At 71.4% G+C, this 16,010-nt stretch carries 15 protein-coding genes; 6 read left to right on the top strand and 9 right to left on the bottom strand.

What is annotated here, in order from left to right; genetic code table 11:
• Positions 1 to 57 precede the first annotated feature (57 nt).
• Both ABZ795_RS05750 and pdxH read right to left on the bottom strand, forming a co-directional pair.
• A complete protein-coding gene (locus tag ABZ795_RS05750) occupies positions 58 to 1,341 on the bottom strand; it encodes an MFS transporter (RefSeq protein WP_327023141.1) in 1,284 nt (427 codons plus the stop codon).
• Complete coding sequence (pdxH, locus tag ABZ795_RS05755; protein ID WP_357529221.1) at positions 1,338 to 2,012, bottom strand: pyridoxamine 5'-phosphate oxidase; 675 nt, start codon at positions 2,010 to 2,012, stop codon at positions 1,338 to 1,340. Before pdxH ends, ABZ795_RS05750 begins: the two co-directional genes overlap by 4 nt.
• A 230-nt stretch (positions 2,013 to 2,242) precedes the next feature.
• Between pdxH and ABZ795_RS05760 the strand changes: the two genes are divergently transcribed.
• From ABZ795_RS05760 to sepH, 3 genes are all read left to right on the top strand, one after another.
• Positions 2,243 to 3,349 carry a citrate synthase 2 gene (locus tag ABZ795_RS05760; RefSeq protein WP_327023143.1) on the top strand — a complete coding sequence of 369 codons (1,107 nt, stop codon included), beginning with the start codon at positions 2,243 to 2,245 and terminating at the stop codon, positions 3,347 to 3,349.
• Between the two features lie 317 nt (positions 3,350 to 3,666).
• Complete coding sequence (gene serC / locus ABZ795_RS05765) at positions 3,667 to 4,794, top strand: phosphoserine transaminase (RefSeq protein ID WP_357529223.1); 1,128 nt, start codon at positions 3,667 to 3,669, stop codon at positions 4,792 to 4,794.
• A gap of 287 nt (positions 4,795 to 5,081) precedes the next feature.
• Entirely contained in the window at positions 5,082 to 6,164 is a 1,083-nt protein-coding gene (gene sepH, locus ABZ795_RS05770) for a septation protein SepH (RefSeq protein WP_357529225.1), read from the top strand.
• Between the two features lie 224 nt (positions 6,165 to 6,388).
• Here the strand turns inward: sepH and ABZ795_RS05775 are convergent, their stop codons facing one another.
• The 5 genes from ABZ795_RS05775 to ABZ795_RS05795 all read right to left on the bottom strand — a co-directional run bounded on the left by ABZ795_RS05775 (position 6,389) and on the right by ABZ795_RS05795 (position 10,996).
• Positions 6,389 to 7,003: a 2'-5' RNA ligase family protein gene (locus ABZ795_RS05775; protein WP_357529227.1), complete on the bottom strand. Its 615-nt coding sequence runs from the start codon at positions 7,001 to 7,003 to the stop codon at positions 6,389 to 6,391.
• A gap of 46 nt (positions 7,004 to 7,049) precedes the next feature.
• On the bottom strand, positions 7,050 to 7,541 hold the full coding sequence (locus ABZ795_RS05780) for a hypothetical protein (protein ID WP_357529229.1): 492 nt from the start codon (positions 7,539 to 7,541) through the stop codon (positions 7,050 to 7,052).
• A gap of 66 nt (positions 7,542 to 7,607) precedes the next feature.
• Complete coding sequence (locus ABZ795_RS05785) at positions 7,608 to 8,885, bottom strand: MFS transporter (RefSeq protein ID WP_357529231.1); 1,278 nt, start codon at positions 8,883 to 8,885, stop codon at positions 7,608 to 7,610.
• Between the two features lie 77 nt (positions 8,886 to 8,962).
• Positions 8,963 to 9,412, bottom strand: coding sequence for a MarR family transcriptional regulator (locus ABZ795_RS05790; protein ID WP_327023149.1), 450 nt, complete (start codon positions 9,410 to 9,412; stop codon positions 8,963 to 8,965).
• Between the two features lie 105 nt (positions 9,413 to 9,517).
• On the bottom strand, positions 9,518 to 10,996 hold the full coding sequence (locus ABZ795_RS05795; protein ID WP_327023150.1) for an NCS2 family permease: 1,479 nt from the start codon (positions 10,994 to 10,996) through the stop codon (positions 9,518 to 9,520).
• Between the two features lie 89 nt (positions 10,997 to 11,085).
• On the opposite strand from ABZ795_RS05795, the gene ABZ795_RS05800 reads away from it, so the two are divergent.
• Positions 11,086 to 11,328, top strand: a complete 243-nt coding sequence (locus tag ABZ795_RS05800; protein ID WP_327023151.1) for a DUF2530 domain-containing protein — start codon at positions 11,086 to 11,088, stop codon at positions 11,326 to 11,328.
• Between the two features lie 28 nt (positions 11,329 to 11,356).
• On the opposite strand, the gene ABZ795_RS05805 is transcribed toward ABZ795_RS05800, so the two are convergent.
• On the bottom strand, positions 11,357 to 12,193 hold the full coding sequence (locus ABZ795_RS05805) for a DUF3027 domain-containing protein (protein ID WP_357529234.1): 837 nt from the start codon (positions 12,191 to 12,193) through the stop codon (positions 11,357 to 11,359).
• An 87-nt stretch (positions 12,194 to 12,280) separates the two neighbouring features.
• Between ABZ795_RS05805 and ABZ795_RS05810 the strand changes: the two genes are divergently transcribed.
• Both ABZ795_RS05810 and ABZ795_RS05815 read left to right on the top strand, forming a co-directional pair.
• On the top strand, positions 12,281 to 13,936 hold the full coding sequence (locus ABZ795_RS05810) for an MFS transporter (protein WP_357529236.1): 1,656 nt from the start codon (positions 12,281 to 12,283) through the stop codon (positions 13,934 to 13,936).
• Positions 13,933 to 14,598: a futalosine hydrolase gene (locus tag ABZ795_RS05815; RefSeq protein ID WP_357529238.1), complete on the top strand. Its 666-nt coding sequence runs from the start codon at positions 13,933 to 13,935 to the stop codon at positions 14,596 to 14,598. Before ABZ795_RS05810 ends, ABZ795_RS05815 begins: the two co-directional genes overlap by 4 nt.
• Here the strand turns inward: ABZ795_RS05815 and ABZ795_RS05820 are convergent.
• Positions 14,590 to 15,471 (bottom strand): GNAT family N-acetyltransferase, encoded by an 882-nt coding sequence (locus ABZ795_RS05820; protein ID WP_357529240.1) that lies wholly within the window; start codon positions 15,469 to 15,471, stop codon positions 14,590 to 14,592. The genes ABZ795_RS05815 and ABZ795_RS05820 overlap by 9 nt on opposite strands.
• Positions 15,472 to 16,010: the final 539 nt, after the last annotated feature.

A 16,010-nucleotide genomic window follows, 5' to 3' on the forward strand; every position in this document is an offset into this window, starting at 1 on the left:
CGCTCACCACGGTCGACGAAGGCCGCGGTCAGCGCCTCCTGACCGGCCGCGGCGCGATCATCGCGCTCCCCCGGAGGCCCGGTACCGGGTCAGCGCCGGGAAGGCCACCGCCAGCAGCACCGCCAGCACCGCCGCGGCCAGACCACCGCCCACCCAGGCCACCCCGCTGCCGAAACCGGCCGCCGTGGCCCCGGCCCGCAGGTCACCCAGGCGGGGCCCGCCGGCCACCACGACGGTGTTGACCCCCTGGAGTCGTCCGCGCATCCGGTCCGGGGCGTACACGATCAGCATCGACTGCCGCACCACCGCGCTGACCAGGTCGGCCGCCCCCGCCAGCACCAGCAAGGCGACCATCAGCCAGAGCTGACGGGCCAGCCCGGCCAGGGCCACCGCGATCCCCCAGCCGACGACGGCCAGGACCAGCACCAGTCCCTGCCGACGGACCCGGCCGATCCAGCCGGACAGCAGCCCGGCGAGCAGGGAGCCGATCGCGATGGAGCTGTAGAGCCAGCCCACCGCCGCGCCGCCACCGAACCGCTCGGTCGCGACCTCGGGAAAGAGGGCCCGGGGGAAGGCGAACACCATCGCGATCAGGTCCACCGCGAAGGAGAGCAGCAGCACCGGGGCACCGGCCAGGTAGCGGACCCCGTCGACGATGCTGCGCAGCCCGACCTGCCGGGGAGCACCGTCGGGATCCGGCTCGGGCGGCATCGCGGGCAGCCGCAGGGCGGCCCAGATCAGCGCGACGAACAGCACGGCATCCAGGCCGTAGGCCACCGGCAGGGCGATCCCGAGTTCGAAGGTGGCGAGGATCAGACCGGCGGTCAACGGCCCGAGCACGGAGGTGGCCATCGCCGTGGTGAAGTTCAGGGTGGTGGCCGCGGGCACCAGCTCGGTCGGGACCAGCCGGCCGACCAGGGCGGCGCGGGCCGGGCTGGCGATCGCGAACGACACCGAACTCAGCGCCACCAGGGCCAGCAGCAGCACCGGGCTGCCGACATCCAGCACGGCCTGCGCCAGCAGTCCCAGTACGGACAACCAGAGCAGCACGGACCCACCGAGCAACACCCGACGCCGGTCGAGGGCGTCGGCGACCGCGCCACCCCACAACCCGAAGACCAGCAACGGTACGAAGGCAGCCACCCCGAGCAGCCCCACCCACAGCGAGTCCCGGGTCAGCGCGTACATCTCCACCGGTACGGCTACCGCAGTCAGCTGGTACCCGAACATCGCGATGGCGTTGCCGCTCCACAGCCGCCGGTACGCCGGCACCCGCAGTGGGCGCAGGTCGATCGCCCAGCGGCGCCGCTCGCGCCCCCGGGAGGTGTCGGTCCTGGTCACGGGGCCAGCCGCTCCACTACCCAGCCGGTGTCGGTACGGCGGAACCGCAGCCGGTCGTGCAACCGGCTGGCCCGCCCCTGCCAGAACTCCACCGAGTCGGGGCGTACCCGCAGCCCGCCCCAGTGCTCCGGGGCGGGGATCGGCTCCACCTCGGCGAACCGCTGCGCCGCCGCCCGGTAGGAGTCGTCCAAGGTGGCTCGGTCCGGCAGTACGGACGACTGGGTGCTGGCCCAGGCCCCGAGCTGGGAACCGCGGGGTCGGCTGGCGAAGTAGGCCTCCGTCGCCGCCCGGTCGATCCGTTCCACCGACCCGGCCACGATCACCTGCCGTTGGATGGGAAACCAGGGAAACACCAGGCTGGCGTACGCGTTGGCGGCCACCTCGGTGCCCTTGCGGGAGTGATAGTTGGTGAAGAAGACGAACCCCTCCGGGTCGTACCCCTTGAGCAGCACCGTCCGCCCACTGGGCCGACCGCCGGCGTCGGCCGTGCCCACCACCATGGCGTTCGGCTCCGGCAGCCCGGCGGCGACCGCCTCGGCGAACCAACGATCGAACTGGGTGTGCCAGTCCTCGGCCAGGTCGGCTTCGACCAGCCCCGATCCGGCCGTGTACTCGTTACGCATGTCGACCGGCGGCGGTGTGTCCCCCGTCACGTGTCCTCCCCTGTCCATCCGGCTGATCCGCCCCCGACCAGCCCGTACGGTCAAGTCTCACCCAATCAGCCACGGCCGCCGCACCCGGGGATGTCGTGTGCAGCACATCGACAGTGGGTCGCGTACCCGATTACCAGCAGGCAAGATGTCACGAACACATCCCTGAGGGTCGCCTAAGGCGCTCACCCGGCCGGGGCCGGGTCATCGAGCCCGGGCGGGCGCACCGACCACACACCAGGAGTAGTGAGATGGCCGATTTCAAACCCGGACTCGAAGGCGTCGTAGCGTTCGAAACCGCTATCGCCGAACCCGACCGCGAGGGCGGTGCGCTGCGCTATCGCGGGGTCGACATCGAGGATCTGATCGGCCAGGTCTCCTTCGGCAACGTCTGGGCCCTGCTGGTCGACGGTCGGTTCGGGCCTGGTCTGCCGCCGGCCGAGCCGTTCCCGGTGCCGGTGCACTCCGGTGACATCCGGGTCGATGTGCAGTCCGCCGTGGCGATGCTGGCCCCGTACTGGGGGCTGCAGCAGATGCTCGACATCTCCGACGAGCAGGCCCGCGAGGATCTGGCCCGGGTCTCGGTCACCGCGCTGTCCTTCGTCGCCCAGTCCGCCCGGGGCCTCGGCCTGCCGGCCGTGCCGCAGAAGGAGATCGACAAGGCCTCTACGGTGGTCGAGCGCTTCATGAAGCGGTGGCGCGGGGAGCCCGACCCTCGGCACGTCAAGGCGGTCGACGCGTACTTCATCTCGGCCGCCGAGCACGGCCTGAACGCCTCCACCTTCACCGCCCGGATCGTCGCCTCCACCGGGGCGGACGCCGCCGCCTGCATCTCCTCGGGCATCGGGGCCCTCTCCGGCCCGCTGCACGGCGGAGCGCCCTCGCGGGTGCTCAGCATGCTGGAAGCCGTCGAGCGCAGCGGGGACGCCGAGAGCTACGTCAAGGGCGTCCTGGACCGGGGTGAGCGGCTGATGGGCTTCGGCCACCGGGTGTACCGGGCCGAGGACCCCCGGGCCCGGGTGCTGCGGCGTACCGCCAAGGAGCTGGGGGCACCCCGGTTCGAGGTCGCCGAGGCGCTGGAGAAGGCGGCGCTGACCGAGTTGCAGGCCCGCCGGCCGGACCGGGTGCTGGCCACCAATGTCGAGTTCTGGTCGGCGGTCGTCCTCGACTTCGCCGAGGTTCCGGCGCACATGTTCACCTCCATGTTCACCTGCGCCCGGATGGGTGGTTGGAGCGCCCACATCCTGGAGCAGAAGAAGCTCCAGCGCCTGGTGCGGCCCTCCGCCCGCTACGTCGGTCCGAGCCCCCGCAAGCCGCACGAGGTCGACGGCTGGGACGCCGTCCCGCACGGCGTCTGAGGTGTAAGGAAGGGGCCCTTCTTACCGTCTTCGGTAGAGGAAGGGCCCCTTCTTAACGCCCGGCCCCTGGTTCGGCGAACGTCCACGTCACGGCGGATACCGCGCCGGTGTGGGCCAGGCCACGGGCTGTGGCAGACGACTCACGGTTCGGGGCGGGACGAGCGCCCGGAGCGGCGGCGACGGGTGCGAGGATGAAAGCCGGCAGCGCCGCCGATGGGTTCGACCGACTCCACGGTCCACCCAGCACGCGCCCGCCGATCGGTCCACTCCCACCTGCTCACTCGGGCCCCGACCCATGCGGAAGGATCTTGAAAACCGTGGCTGACGCACCGACCATCCGGATTCCCGACGAGATCAAGCCCGCCGACGGCCGATTCGGCTGCGGGCCGTCCAAGGTCCGTCCGGCGGCGGTCTCCGCGCTCGCCGAGGTGGCCACCAGCTACCTGGGCACCTCGCACCGGCAGAAGACCGTCCGTGACCAGGTGGCCCGGCTGCGCTCCGGCATCGCCGAGTTCTTCTCCCTGCCCGAGGGCTACGAGGTCATCATCGGCAACGGTGGCGCCACCGCCTTCTGGGAGGTAGCGACCTTCGGCCTGATCCGCGACCGGGCCCAGTTCGCCAGCTTCGGCGAGTTCGGGGCCAAGTTCGCCAAGTCCGTCAAGGACGCCCCCTTCCTGGGCGAGCCCACCATCCGCAAGGCGGACGCGGGCAGCGCCCCGACCCTGGTCGCCGAGGCCGGGGTGGACGTCTACGCCACCCCGCACAACGAGACCTCGACCGGTGTCGCCGTACCGATCAACCGGGTGGCCGACGCCGACCCGGGCTCGCTGCTGCTGGTCGACGCCACCTCCGGCGCCGGTGGCCTGGAGGTCAACGTCGGCGAGACCGACGTCTACTACTTCGCCCCGCAGAAGTGCTTCGGCTCCGACGGTGGCCTGTGGCTGGCCCTGATGTCCCCGGCCGCCCTTGAGCGGGCCACCGAGATCAAGGCCTCCGGTCGGTACATCCCCGCCTTCCTGGACCTGGTCACCGCGATCGACAACTCGCGGCTGGAGCAGACCTACAACACCCCGGCGCTGGCCACCGTCTTCCTGGCCGCCGAGCAGACCGACTGGATGAACTCCCAGGGTGGGCTGGCCTGGGCGGCCAAGCGCACGGCCGAGAGCGCCGGGATCGTGTACGGCTGGGCCGAGCGCTCCGCCGTGGCCACCCCGTTCGTCACCGACCCGGCGCTGCGGTCCAACGTGGTCGCCACCATCGACTTCGCCGACGGGGTGGACGCCACCGCGATCGCCAAGGCGCTACGCGCCAACGGCATCGTGGACACCGAGCCGTACCGCAAGCTGGGCCGCAACCAGCTGCGCATCGCGCTCTTCCCGGCCGTCGAGCCGGCCGATGTGGAGGCCCTGACCGCCTCCATCGACTACGTGGTCGAGCGGCTCTGACCCGCCGCTGAGACACCGGGCCCGGTCTACCCTGCGCGGTCGGCCGGGCCCGCTACGCTGAACGGACCGGCCGTGCGACCTTCGTACCGTCGGGGTCGAATCGCCCTTTCGGCCCCTGGCGACTGACCGGCCGCACAGCCCTCACCAGCACCGGACAAGGCTGCTCAGCACGAGTTGCCCGGGCGTGGCGTCTCCCACCTGGACCCGGATGGGCGTACCGTGGTCCTCAACGCCCCGGGTGGCCGGCTCGTGGCGTACGGCCAGCGAAGCGGGACGGAGGCAACGCGATGCGCCCAGTACGCTTCGTCGCCCTCTCCGAGGACGGCCAGGCCCTGGTGCTCGCCGACGAGGTCGGGCGGCTGCTCGCCCTGCCCATCGACGAGCGTGTCGCCGGAGTGCTGCACGCCGAGCCGGGTGCACCGACCCTGGCGGTGGCACCGACCACGGCCGATCCGGTTCCCTCCCTGTCCCCTAGGGACATCCAGGCCCGGATCCGTTCCGGCGAGTCCGCCGAGGACGTGGCCCGCATCGCCGGGGTTCCGGTCGACCGGGTGCTCCGCTACGCCGGTCCGGTGCTTCAGGAGCGGGCCATGCTCGCCCAGCATGCCCGGCGTACCCGACTCAAGGGTGCCGACAAGCCGACCCCGCTGGCCGAGGTGGTGAACGGGCGACTCGCCCAGCACGGCATCGACACCGAGAAGATCTCCTGGGACGCCTGGCGTCGCGACGACGGCACCTGGCGGATCGTCGCCACCTGGCCCTCCGGCAAGGCCACCGCCCAGGCGGTCTGGGATCTGGACAAGACCCGCCAGTCGGTCGCGCCGCACGACGACATGGCGCAGTACCTCTGCGCCGAACGCCCCACCCCGATCCTCGGGCAGGAGCCGGCACCTGAGCGGGGCGGTCACGGGCTGCCCGGTCCCTCGCGTGGCGAGCCCACCCGGGGTGGCCACGGGCTGCCGTCACCGGCCGAGTCGGGCCGTGCTGGCCGTGACCCGATCCGCGCCGGTCGGGACGCCCTGCTCGCCTCCCTCGATCGGCCACTCGGCTCTACCTCGGGTCGGGGTCTCGAACCCCGCACCCCGGCCGCGCTGGCCGGCACCCCGGATTCCCCCCGGCAGCGGGCCGTCTCCGGTGGCGCTGCGGCGTTGCTCGGTGGTGGTCAGGGATCGGCCTTCGACGACGACGCGGACGCGCCGAAGGAGGTGCCGGCCGTACCCTCGCTGGCGGTGCTGCGCCCCCGTCGTACCAACACCCCGTCTGCGGCCGCCGCCGAGTCGACCGAGGCCGGCGGCAAGCCCCGCAAGCGCCTGCCCAGCTGGGACGACGTCCTGTTCGGCACCGGCCCCGCCGCCCGCGAATCCTCCTAACCCCACCCGGGCATCACCTGCACCGCCGGTCGAGCGGACGATCCTGCCGCCAGGCGTGAAACGCCCGCACTCCCCCACCCCGCGCGCCCTCACCCGCCCGTCGAGCCCCGCCGCGCCGATCTTGCGCTTTCTGTCCCCGCAAAACGCGCATACCGGGGCGAATTAGCGACCGAAAGTGCAAGATCGGCGAGCAGTCGAGGGCGGTGGCGGCGGGCGGGGGTGGGCTAGAGGGGGTGGGTGGTTAGGGGGTGGTAGGTGGGGGGAGGGCCAGGGCGGGTCTGTACCAGGACCAGTTCGGTTACGGGCCAGGGTGGGCCACGGTAGTCGTCCAGGGTGGCGAGGTCGGCGTCCAGGTCGGTGGGGGGCAGTTGGTCGCCGGGGCGGGCGATGGTCAGATGGGGCCGCAGCGGCTTGTCGTCGCTGGGCACCCCGATCGCGGCCAGTTCGGCGCGGACGGCACCGGCCAAGGTGATCAGGCCGTCGACCTCGCCTTGGACGTCGACCCAGATCACGGTGCTGCGGCCCTGGCCGAACCGACCGCCGCCACCCAGCCGGAGCACAGGCGGCCGGAGCACCGGTGGCCGGAGCACCGGTGGCCGGAGCATCGGTGGATCACTGCGGACCGTGGTGACGGCTAGCCGCAGCGCCTGCCGTACGGCGGGCAGCCGGGTGGGGTCTACCTCGCCGAGGAAGGCGAGGGTGAGGTGGGCGCGGTCGGGGTCGACCAGTCGTACCTTCGCCCCGGTGGCTGCCGCCGCGCTGAGCCGCAGCCCGGTGACCGTACGAAACAGGTGTCCGATCGCCTCGGCGGGCGGGTAGACCGCGATGAAGAGTCGCATCGAGGCAGGATGTCAGGCCACAGGCCCGGCGCCGGGCGTACCCGGGCTAGTGGTGGCGCTGGTGTTGGCCGGGGCGGGCGGCCGGCAGGCGGAGGCCGGCGGCGTCCAGTTCGCCCTCGATCCGGACCCGTTCGAGCTGCCGGTCGATACCGGTCAGCTCTACCAGGTGTTCGGTGATGCCCAGCGCCTGACAGGCCCACCGGAGCCGGTCGTCGTACGCGTCGAGCACGCCGCTGTGCCACACCACGGCCGCGCCACCCAGCCGGTCCCGGCGCAGGCACCGCAGATCCGCGGCGAGCTGCTCCAAGGGGCGCCGGTCGGGGCTGTCGAGGGCGTCCAGGGTCTCCCCGCCGGCCATCACCGCCTGATCGAGCTGTCGGATCAGGCGCCGCTCCCGTCGCCGGGTGCGCCGCTGGTCGAAGCCGCAGGTTAAGCGGGCGAGGGCCTCGTCCGTGCAGACCACGAGCGCGATCAGCACCGGTACGAAGACCGCGGCGACTAGGGCCAGGGACAGCAGCAGTAAGCGCAGGACCTCCACCCAACGAAGTTATGTCGCTTCGGATAGTGACGTCACTGGTTTTCCAGTATCCGACCGCCCGGCCGCTCAGACCTCGGTGACGTAGAAGCGCGGCATCGGCAGGATCCGGAACCGCACTCGGGCACCGTCACGCCGGAGCTGCCAGGCCAGCGCGAGCAGGGCGGTGACCAGGGAGACCAGGCCGCCGGCCCAGATGCTGACACCGGCACCGAAGGTCTCCGCGACCCAGCCGATCAGCGGCGCACCTACCGGGTTGGTGCCGAGGAACACCAGCACCCACAGCGCCATGACCCGGCCCCGAAAGGCCGCGTCGGTGCCGAGTTGGACCCGCTGGTTGGCGGCCTGGGCGAAGTAGACCATGAAGAAGCCGGTCGGCGGCAGCAGCGCCACGACCATCCAGTACGTAGGTGCCAGCCCGACGAGGGTGCCGAAGATCGCGCAGGCGATGGCGGAACCGAGCACCAGCCAGACCGAGGGGCGACTGCGCCGACCGGTACCGGCCAGCGCGCCGATCAGGGCACCGACCGCCAGGGTCGTGCTGAGCAGGCCGAAGGAGGCCGCGCCGGTGTTGAACACGGTCTTCGCCAGCGCCGCCAGGGTGAGCTGGAAGTTGAACAGCGACATCCCGATCACCGACATCACCACCATCGGCAGCAGCAGGTCGGCGCGACGACCGACGTACCGCAGTCCGTCCATCACGGTGGCGGCGGCCCGCTCCTCACGCGGCGGCAGGGGTGCGCGGTGCAGCTCGGAGCTGCGCATCTGCACCACCGTGACCAGGGGTGCGATCGAGCTGAGCGCGGTGACCATGAAGACCGGCCCGACGTCGAAGGCGGCGATGGCCAGGCCGGCGACGGCCGGTCCGACGATGCGGGCCGAGTTGAACACGGCCGCGTTGAGGGAGAGCGCGTTGGGAAGCAGTCGGGTGCCGACCAGTTCGGAGACGAAGGCCTGCCGGACCGGGGTTTCCACCGCGTTGGCCGTACCGAGCAGGGCGGCGAAGACGAAGACGTGCCAGAGCTGCACCAGGCCGGTGACGACCAGCAGGCTCATCGCCAGGGACAGCACGGTCCAGAAGGCGTTGGCGATGAAGAGCAGCATCCGCTTGTCGTACCGGTCGGCCAACCGGCCGGAGATCAGCGTGAGCAGCAGTACGGGGGTGAACTGGAGCGCCACCACCACGCCGAGGGCGGTGGCCGAATCGTCGGAAAGCTCGAGGACCAGCCAGTCCTGGGCGATGAACATCATCCAGACGCCGATCAGTTTGATCAGTTGCCCGGATGCGAATAGCCGGTAGTTGCGGACCTGTAGGGACTGGAAGATCGTGCTAAACCGTGCCTGCACTCTCGGTGCGCCTCCTCGCGGTGGTACGCGTCGTCGTCGCCGGACGGCGCGGCGCTACGCACAACCGGTGTGCGGCGTCAGGCGCGAGAGAGTCGCTGGAGGATCTCCGCGGCGTGTTGCAGAGTCTCCCGATCGGTATCGCTCAGCTCGGTCAGCCGGCGGGCCAGCCATTCGTCTCGGACCCGCTCGAACTGGTCGAGCACGTCCTGGCCCCCCGCGGTCACCGCGAGGATCACCTGCCGCCCGTCGGTCGGGTGCGGGGTGCGCTGCACGAGGCCGCGCTCCTCCAGCTTCGCGACGATCTTGGTCATCGTCGGTGGCTGCACCCGTTCGACGTCGGCGAGTTCCCGCGGCGTGAGCGCTCCACCCAGCCGGATGCTGGTGAGCGCGGACAGCTGGGTGACCGTCAGGTCACCTACCGGCCGGGCCTGGCGGACCCGCCGGTTGAGCCGGGTGATCGCATCACGCAACTGATGGGCCAGCTGCGCCGGTGGCATGCTCTGCGCCGTCACCGTCCGCTCCGTCACGATAGTTAGCCTAACTAATGAGCTGCCCGGACCGCAGGGAATATGACCACCCTCACCCCACCGGGCCAGGTGCGGCGAACCCACACCCGGCCCGGACCTGGGATGTCAGAACACCAGCGCCTCGACCGGACCGCGCAGGAAGTACACCACGAACAGTGCCGCCACCCCGTACAGCAACGGGTGGACCTCACGGGCCTTGCCCTTGGCCACCTTGATCACCACGTAGGCGATCAAGCCGCCGCCGATGCCGTTGGAGATCGAGTAGGTGAACGGCATCAGCACGATGGTGAGGAACGCCGGAATGGCGATCTCGTAGTCGGACCAGTCGATGGTCCGGACCGCGGTCATCATCAGGAAGCCGACCACCACCAGGGCTACGGAGGCCGCCTCGAACGGCACGACCACGACCAGCGGGGCCAGGAACATGGCCAGCAGGAACAGCGCCCCGGTGACCAGGTTGGCCACCCCGGTCCGGGCGCCCTCCGCGACACCGGCGGCACTCTCGATGTACGCCGTGTTGCTGGAGACGCTGGCCGCGCCGCCGGCCGCCGCACCGATCGAGTCGACCAGCAGGATCTCCTTGGTCCGCGGCGGAGTGCCCTGCTCGTCGAGCATGCTGCCTTCCTGCCCGACCGCGACCATCGTGCCCATGGTGTCGAAGAAGTCCGTGACGAGCAGGGTGAAGATGAACATCACCACGACCAGCCAACCGGCCCGCTCCCAGGAGCCGAGCACGTTGAACTGACCGAGCAGCGACAGGTCCGGCAGGTCGATGGGGTTGCTGGGCAGGGTCGGGACGTTCAGCGACCAGCCATTCGGGTTCGGCTGCCCGTTGACGAAGGACGGGCCGATGTTGCCGACCGCCTCCACGATCATGGCCAGCACGGTGGAGGCGAAGATGCCGATCAGGATCGCACCCCTGACCCGGCGTACCACCAGCACCAGGGTCAGCAGCAGACCCAGCACGAAGACCAGGGTCGGCCAGGTGGCCAGCTTGCCGCCGATGCCCAGACCGAGCGGCACGGTGCTGTTCGCCGCGTCCGGGATCCGCCGGACGAAACCGGCGTTGACCAGACCGATGATCGTCAGGAACAGACCGATACCGACCCCGATCGCGGTCTTCATCTGGGTCGGCACCGAGCGGAACACCGCGGTACGCAGGCCGGTCAACACCAGCACCGCGATGATCACACCCTCGATGACCACCAGGCCCATGGCGTCGGCCCAGGTCATCTCCGGCGCGATCTCGTACGCCACCAGGGCGTTGACCCCCAGACCGGCGGCGACGGCCAGCGGGAACCGGCCGACCACGCCCATCAGGATGGTCATCAGACCGGCGACCAGCGCGGTCGCCGCGGCGATCGCCGGAATGGCCAGGGCTTTGCCGTCACCGTCGACGGCGCCACCGATGATCAGCGGGTTGAGCACCACGATGTACGCCATCGTGAAGAAGGTGGCCAGTCCACCCCGTACCTCGCGGCTCATCGTCGAGCCGCGGGCGGTGACCTCGAAGTACCGGTCGAAGCCGTTGCGTGGCCGACTCGGGTCGGGGGGTGTGCTGTTGTCGAGCGGGGCTACTGCCATCAGAAACCTCACAGCGAATGATCAGGTCGTCGCGCGCATCGTCCCAGATGATCGGCCACCCGCAAAGGTCGGTCGCGTACCCTGACCAGGTGCCGAAGCAGCAGCCCAGACCCGAACCACTAGACCCGCCGATGGTTCCGTTCGCGTTGGCCGGCATGGCGGCGTGGGCGGTGGCCGGTCTGGTGCTGCTGTTGTTCCGAGACCGGCTGGCCGCGAGCGGTCACGAGGACTGGCTCTGGATCTGCCTGGCCGGTTTCCTGTGGGGTTTCCCCGGTTTGGCCGTGATGATGCGGCATGACGCCCACCGACGCCGCCGCCGCGCCACCGCCTGAGCGCGGTCGACCGAACCGGCCCGCCTGATCAGGGGTGGCCGTACGGCTCCGGGGGCTCGCTCGACTCGACCGACCCGGGTGCCCGGGACACCGACATCGGCTCCACCGCGCTGTCGTCGTAGATGGCGGGGACCTCCTCCACCGCCGTCTCGGCCTCGACCAGGGTCTCCGAGTGGGCGCCGCAGCCGTGGTCGGTGCTGACCACCCGACCGTCGTCCGGGGCGTAGAAGTTGCCGCAGACCCCGAAGCACTGGCGCAACTGCCCGGCGAGCGGAAGGTAGAAACCGCAGGTGCCGCAGCGGGCGGCGGCCGGAGCGGAGACCGAGATCGGCGCCGAGGGGCCGTGGTCGCCGTCGTACCAGCGCTGGGCCGCCTCGGCCCGCCCCTCCCGGGACAGCACCCGGGGTCGGCCCAGGCCCAACTCCCAGGCGGTCTCCTCGACCGCCGGGTCGTCGGAGAGCAGGTAGCCGGGCGCGAGTCGCTCGTCGTCGGCCGGGGTGGGCAGCAGATCACCGGGGCCGAGATCGCCCGGCTTGAGCCGCTCCTGCCAGGGCAACCAGCCCGGTGCCAGCAGCGCATCCGGACCGGGCAGCAGCACGGTCTCGCAGATGGTCACCGTACGGCTGCGCGGCACCCGGGTGACCGTGACCGCCCACCGCCAGCCGCGATACCCGGCCAGCAGGCATTCGAAGTAGTGGGTGACGAGCCGATCGCCCTCGGCGACAGCCTGGAGATGTTCACCGACTTCGGTGGCGTCCACCTCGGTGATGCCGGCACGCGCCACCTCGACGGCGGCGGCGCAGACCTGGTCGAGACGAGCGGCGCGGGCGGAGACAGGCCTGGTCACCCAACCATTGTTCCCCATGGGTGGGTCGGACCGTGAGGCACTCCCCAGAGGTGTTCTCCGAAGGTGGTGCGGCATCCGGGCAGCGGATAGGTCAGGATGGGTGCCATGCCGCTGTCCTCCCACTCCGAGCGGTCCCTCCTGGGGCGGACCGTCGGCACCGGCATCCGTGCCGTTCGACTGCTGCTCCGCGGCTCCCTCAGCGGGGGCCGGTGGGTGACCCGCAGCGCCGCCCGGGCGCGGGCCCGGGGGGCCGGCGGGGAGACCGGCATGGTCCGCATGTTCGATCTGCACGCGGTCTCCTGCGCCGGGGACACCCTGATCGCGATCGGCCTGGCCGGCACGATCTTCTTCAACGTGCCGCTCGGCGAGGCCCGCAGCAAGGTCGCCCTCTACCTGCTGGTGACCATGGTGCCCTTCGCCATGCTCGCCCCGGTGGTCGGTCCGCTGCTCGATCACTTCCGGCACGGCCGCCGGTATGCCCTGGCGACGACCATGCTGGGCCGCGCCTTCCTGGCCTGGATGATCTCGGACTACATCCACGGCTTCGGGCTGTATCCGGCGGCCTTCGGGGTGCTGGCGCTGTCCCGGGCGTACGGGGTGGCCCGCTCCGCCGCCGTCCCCCGGCTGCTGCCCGAAGGGCTGGGCCTGTCCCAGGTCGGCGCGCGGGCCAGCGTGTACGGCACGGTCGCCGGTGCCCTGGTCGCGCCGATCGGGCTGGCAGCCTTCTGGTTCGGGGCGCAGTGGCCGTTACGGGTAGCCTCGATCATCTTCCTGGTCGGCATGGTGATCGCCCTGCGGCTACCCCCCAAGGCCGACTCCGAACCGCCGGAGCGGGTACCCCGACCACTGCGGGCCCTCCGGCGAGCCACCGGCGACCGCCCGCTGGGACGGGGCCGCCCCGCCGGCCGTCTGGTGATCTCCAACCTGGTCGGCGCGGCCGTACTCCGTGCCATCTACGGCTTCCTGCTGCTCTTTCTGGCCTTCACCATCAAGGCCGGTGACCTGACCACGGTGCTGTTCGGCCGCGACCTGGGCGACAAGGGAGCGCTGGGCCTGGTCGGCGGGGCCCTGGCGGTCGGGACCTTCCTAGCCACCGCCCTCGGCACCCGGCTGCGCATCCACCGGCCGACCGCGCTCCAGTCCAGCGGCATGGTCATCGTGGCCGGGGTGGGCGTACTCGCCACCCTGTCCTTCACTCTTCCGATGGTCACCCTGCTCTGCGTGGTCGCGGCCATGATGAGCGGCATCGCGAAACTGGCCGTGGACGCCTCGATCCAGGAACGCATCCCGGAACGGCTGCGCGCCAGCTCCTTCGCCCACTCCGAGACCGTGCTGATGCTCGCCTTCGTGGCCGGCGGCGGGCTGGGACTCGTACCCTTCCACGGCCGGGTCGGCATCGCGGTCGCCGCCGGGGTCGGGGTACTCGCCGCCGTACGCGGGCTGGTGATGGCCCACCGGCTGCGCGCCGAACGGCTCCGTGGCCGCCCGCTGACCGACGAGGAGCTGAAGGCCACCGAGCGGGAGGCCGACGAGCGGGCCGCCAAGGAGCAGGCCGACCGGGACCGCAAGGCCGCCGAGAAAACCAAGGCCGCCGAGAAAACCGAGGACAACGCCCCCACCTCCCCCGCTCCCACCCAGGGAGGTACCGCCCCCGAGGAGCCGGACCTGGCACCCCCGGGCTTCCACATCTACCGGCCCTCCTCGGCGGTCACCGGCGGCGAGGACGAGACGCGCAGCAACTCACCCGGGTCGGTCTCGTGACCGACCTGCTCGTGGTCACCGCCGTACCCGCCGAGGCCGAGGCGATCCAGGCCGGCCTGGACGACCCGACGATCGCGGTGGTCCCGGTCGGGGTGGGAGCGGCTGTCGCCGCAGCCGCCACCGGCCGACTGCTGGCCTTCGCCGAGGCCGCCGGTAGGCCGTACCGGGCAGTGATCAGCGCGGGGGTGGCCGGCGGCTTCGCCGACCAGGTGCCGGTCGGCGGGGTGGTCCTCGGCACCCGAGCCGTCGCCGCCGACCTGGGCGCGGAGTCCCCGGACGGCTTCCTCCCAATCGACGAGCTGGGGATGCCGCCCGCCCTGCTCGGCGGCGGCCCCGCCGTGTCCGCCGACCCGGAGCTGCTGACCACCTTGCGTACGGCGTTGCCCTCGGCCACAGTCGGCGCGGTGCTGACGGTCAACACGGTGACCGGCACCGCGGCCAGCACCCAGGCCTTGCGGCAGCGGTACCCGGACGCGGTTGCCGAGGCCATGGAGGGGTACGGGGTGGCCGTCGCCGCCAGTCAGGCCGGGGTCCCCTTCGCCGAACTGCGTACCATCTCGAACCCGATCGGCCCCCGCGACCGGGAGGCCTGGCGCCTGTCCGACGCCCTGGCCGCCCTGACCACCGCCGCCGCCGCGGTTGCCGCCGTCGCTCTACCCTGACCGGGCCGACCAGGGGCGCGGCAGACGATGCGTGGCCGGCCGACTCCCATCGAGTTGATATCCACAGGCCCGCAGGAAGTCGATGCCACCGAACTCCGCAGTGGCACACACTGCCGGCACGCCCGCGAGACGGGTCTCCTCGGCCAGTCGGGTCACCAGCCGGCGACCGATGCCGAGTAGCCGTAGCCCCGGCGCCACCAACACCCCGTCCAGCACGACCTCACGCCCGTTGCCCCAATCCTCCCCATACAGCAGGCTCAGGCTGCGCAGATGAGCGCGTAGCTCGCCGACGACATCCCCGTCGGGCAGCTCGGCCAGCAGACGCCAGCACCCGTCCGGCACACCCTCGGTGACCCGTCGGATCACCACCGAGTCACGAATCCGCTCCCGCAGGCGCCGCTCGTCCCGACGACCACGATCCAGGTCGTACGTGACCTCGGGTACCCGCAACGGCCACCGGTCGGGCGCAAGCGTGTACGAGTACGCCCACCAGGCCCCCGACCAGTCCTTCAACGTACGGACCTTCCGCACGTCCAGGTGTGCCGGATACCGCCGCCCCGCTTCGTCGCGCCGGGTGTCATCCTGGATCACCTCGCGGCCTGCGTCATCGCATCCGCAGGAAGCGGCGGGATCACCAGCAGCGGGATCACCGGCGCCGGCAAGTCGCAACCTCCCGCCCGCTGCCCGGATGAGCCGGTGCACGGTCTGGAACCGAGGATCGGTGCACTGCCCGGACTCGATCCGCGCCACGGTTGACTGCGGCACGCCAGACAACCCGGCCAGCTCGCGCTGGCTCAGGTCGGCCTGCCGACGCAGCGACCGCAGCATCGAACCCAGATCAGCCAGACCGTCAGCACCCGACTCGTCCCCCATGCCATCGCATACTTCCGCTCCGCCCCAGACCACTCAACCCCGATCGTCCACCTGTGGACAACCCTGTGGATAACCCGGAGGCCGTTGGGGAACGCCTGCACCCAGCAGCGCGCACCGGTCTCCAGCAGCGTGCGTCGGCAGGACCGAGGGTGTCCCCCAGGCCCCCTGTCGAGCTGAACCGTCTGCGCTATCGCCGCAGACTGATCCAGCAGACCCTCAACGACGACCCTCGACACCGGCGCAGCGAAACCATCCCGACGGTGATCATCGACATCCCTGACGCATCGTCGACATCCCTGGCGCATCCTCGGCATTCCTGACGCAGGGGTTACCAGGACGGGCATCGGGATGGGTGATCCGTTGCTGCTTTCAGCTCGACAGGGGCCGCATCTGACATGGTCCGCCGCGACATGCCCTTCAATCCCCACCGCGTACGCCACGTCTGGACGCCGGCCGCAGGCTCGGCGGACCCGGAGGGCTCAGGGTCGGGTTGTTGCGGCGGTGGGGTGTGACCGGGCAGGGTGCGGCGCCGACCGCCC

The sequence above is a fragment of the Micromonospora sp. NPDC047134 genome (genome assembly GCF_040643455.1).
Lineage (GTDB): Bacteria > Actinomycetota > Actinomycetes > Mycobacteriales > Micromonosporaceae > Micromonospora.

Excerpts from the sequence above, each read along its gene's own strand:
- ABZ795_RS05760 (WP_327023143.1), top strand. The coding sequence starts at position 2,243 with ATGGCCGATTTCAAACCCGGACTCGAAGGCGTCGTAGCGTTCGAAACC.
- sepH (WP_357529225.1), top strand. The coding sequence starts at position 5,082 with ATGCGCCCAGTACGCTTCGTCGCCCTCTCCGAGGACGGCCAGGCCCTG.
- ABZ795_RS05810 (WP_357529236.1), top strand. The coding sequence starts at position 12,281 with ATGCCGCTGTCCTCCCACTCCGAGCGGTCCCTCCTGGGGCGGACCGTC.
- ABZ795_RS05820 (WP_357529240.1), bottom strand. The coding sequence starts at position 15,471 with ATGGGGGACGAGTCGGGTGCTGACGGTCTGGCTGATCTGGGTTCGATG.
- pdxH (WP_357529221.1), bottom strand. The coding sequence starts at position 2,012 with ATGGACAGGGGAGGACACGTGACGGGGGACACACCGCCGCCGGTCGAC.
- ABZ795_RS05775 (WP_357529227.1), bottom strand. The coding sequence starts at position 7,003 with ATGCGACTCTTCATCGCGGTCTACCCGCCCGCCGAGGCGATCGGACAC.
- ABZ795_RS05795 (WP_327023150.1), bottom strand. The coding sequence starts at position 10,996 with ATGGCAGTAGCCCCGCTCGACAACAGCACACCCCCCGACCCGAGTCGG.
- ABZ795_RS05805 (WP_357529234.1), bottom strand. The coding sequence starts at position 12,193 with ATGGGGAACAATGGTTGGGTGACCAGGCCTGTCTCCGCCCGCGCCGCT.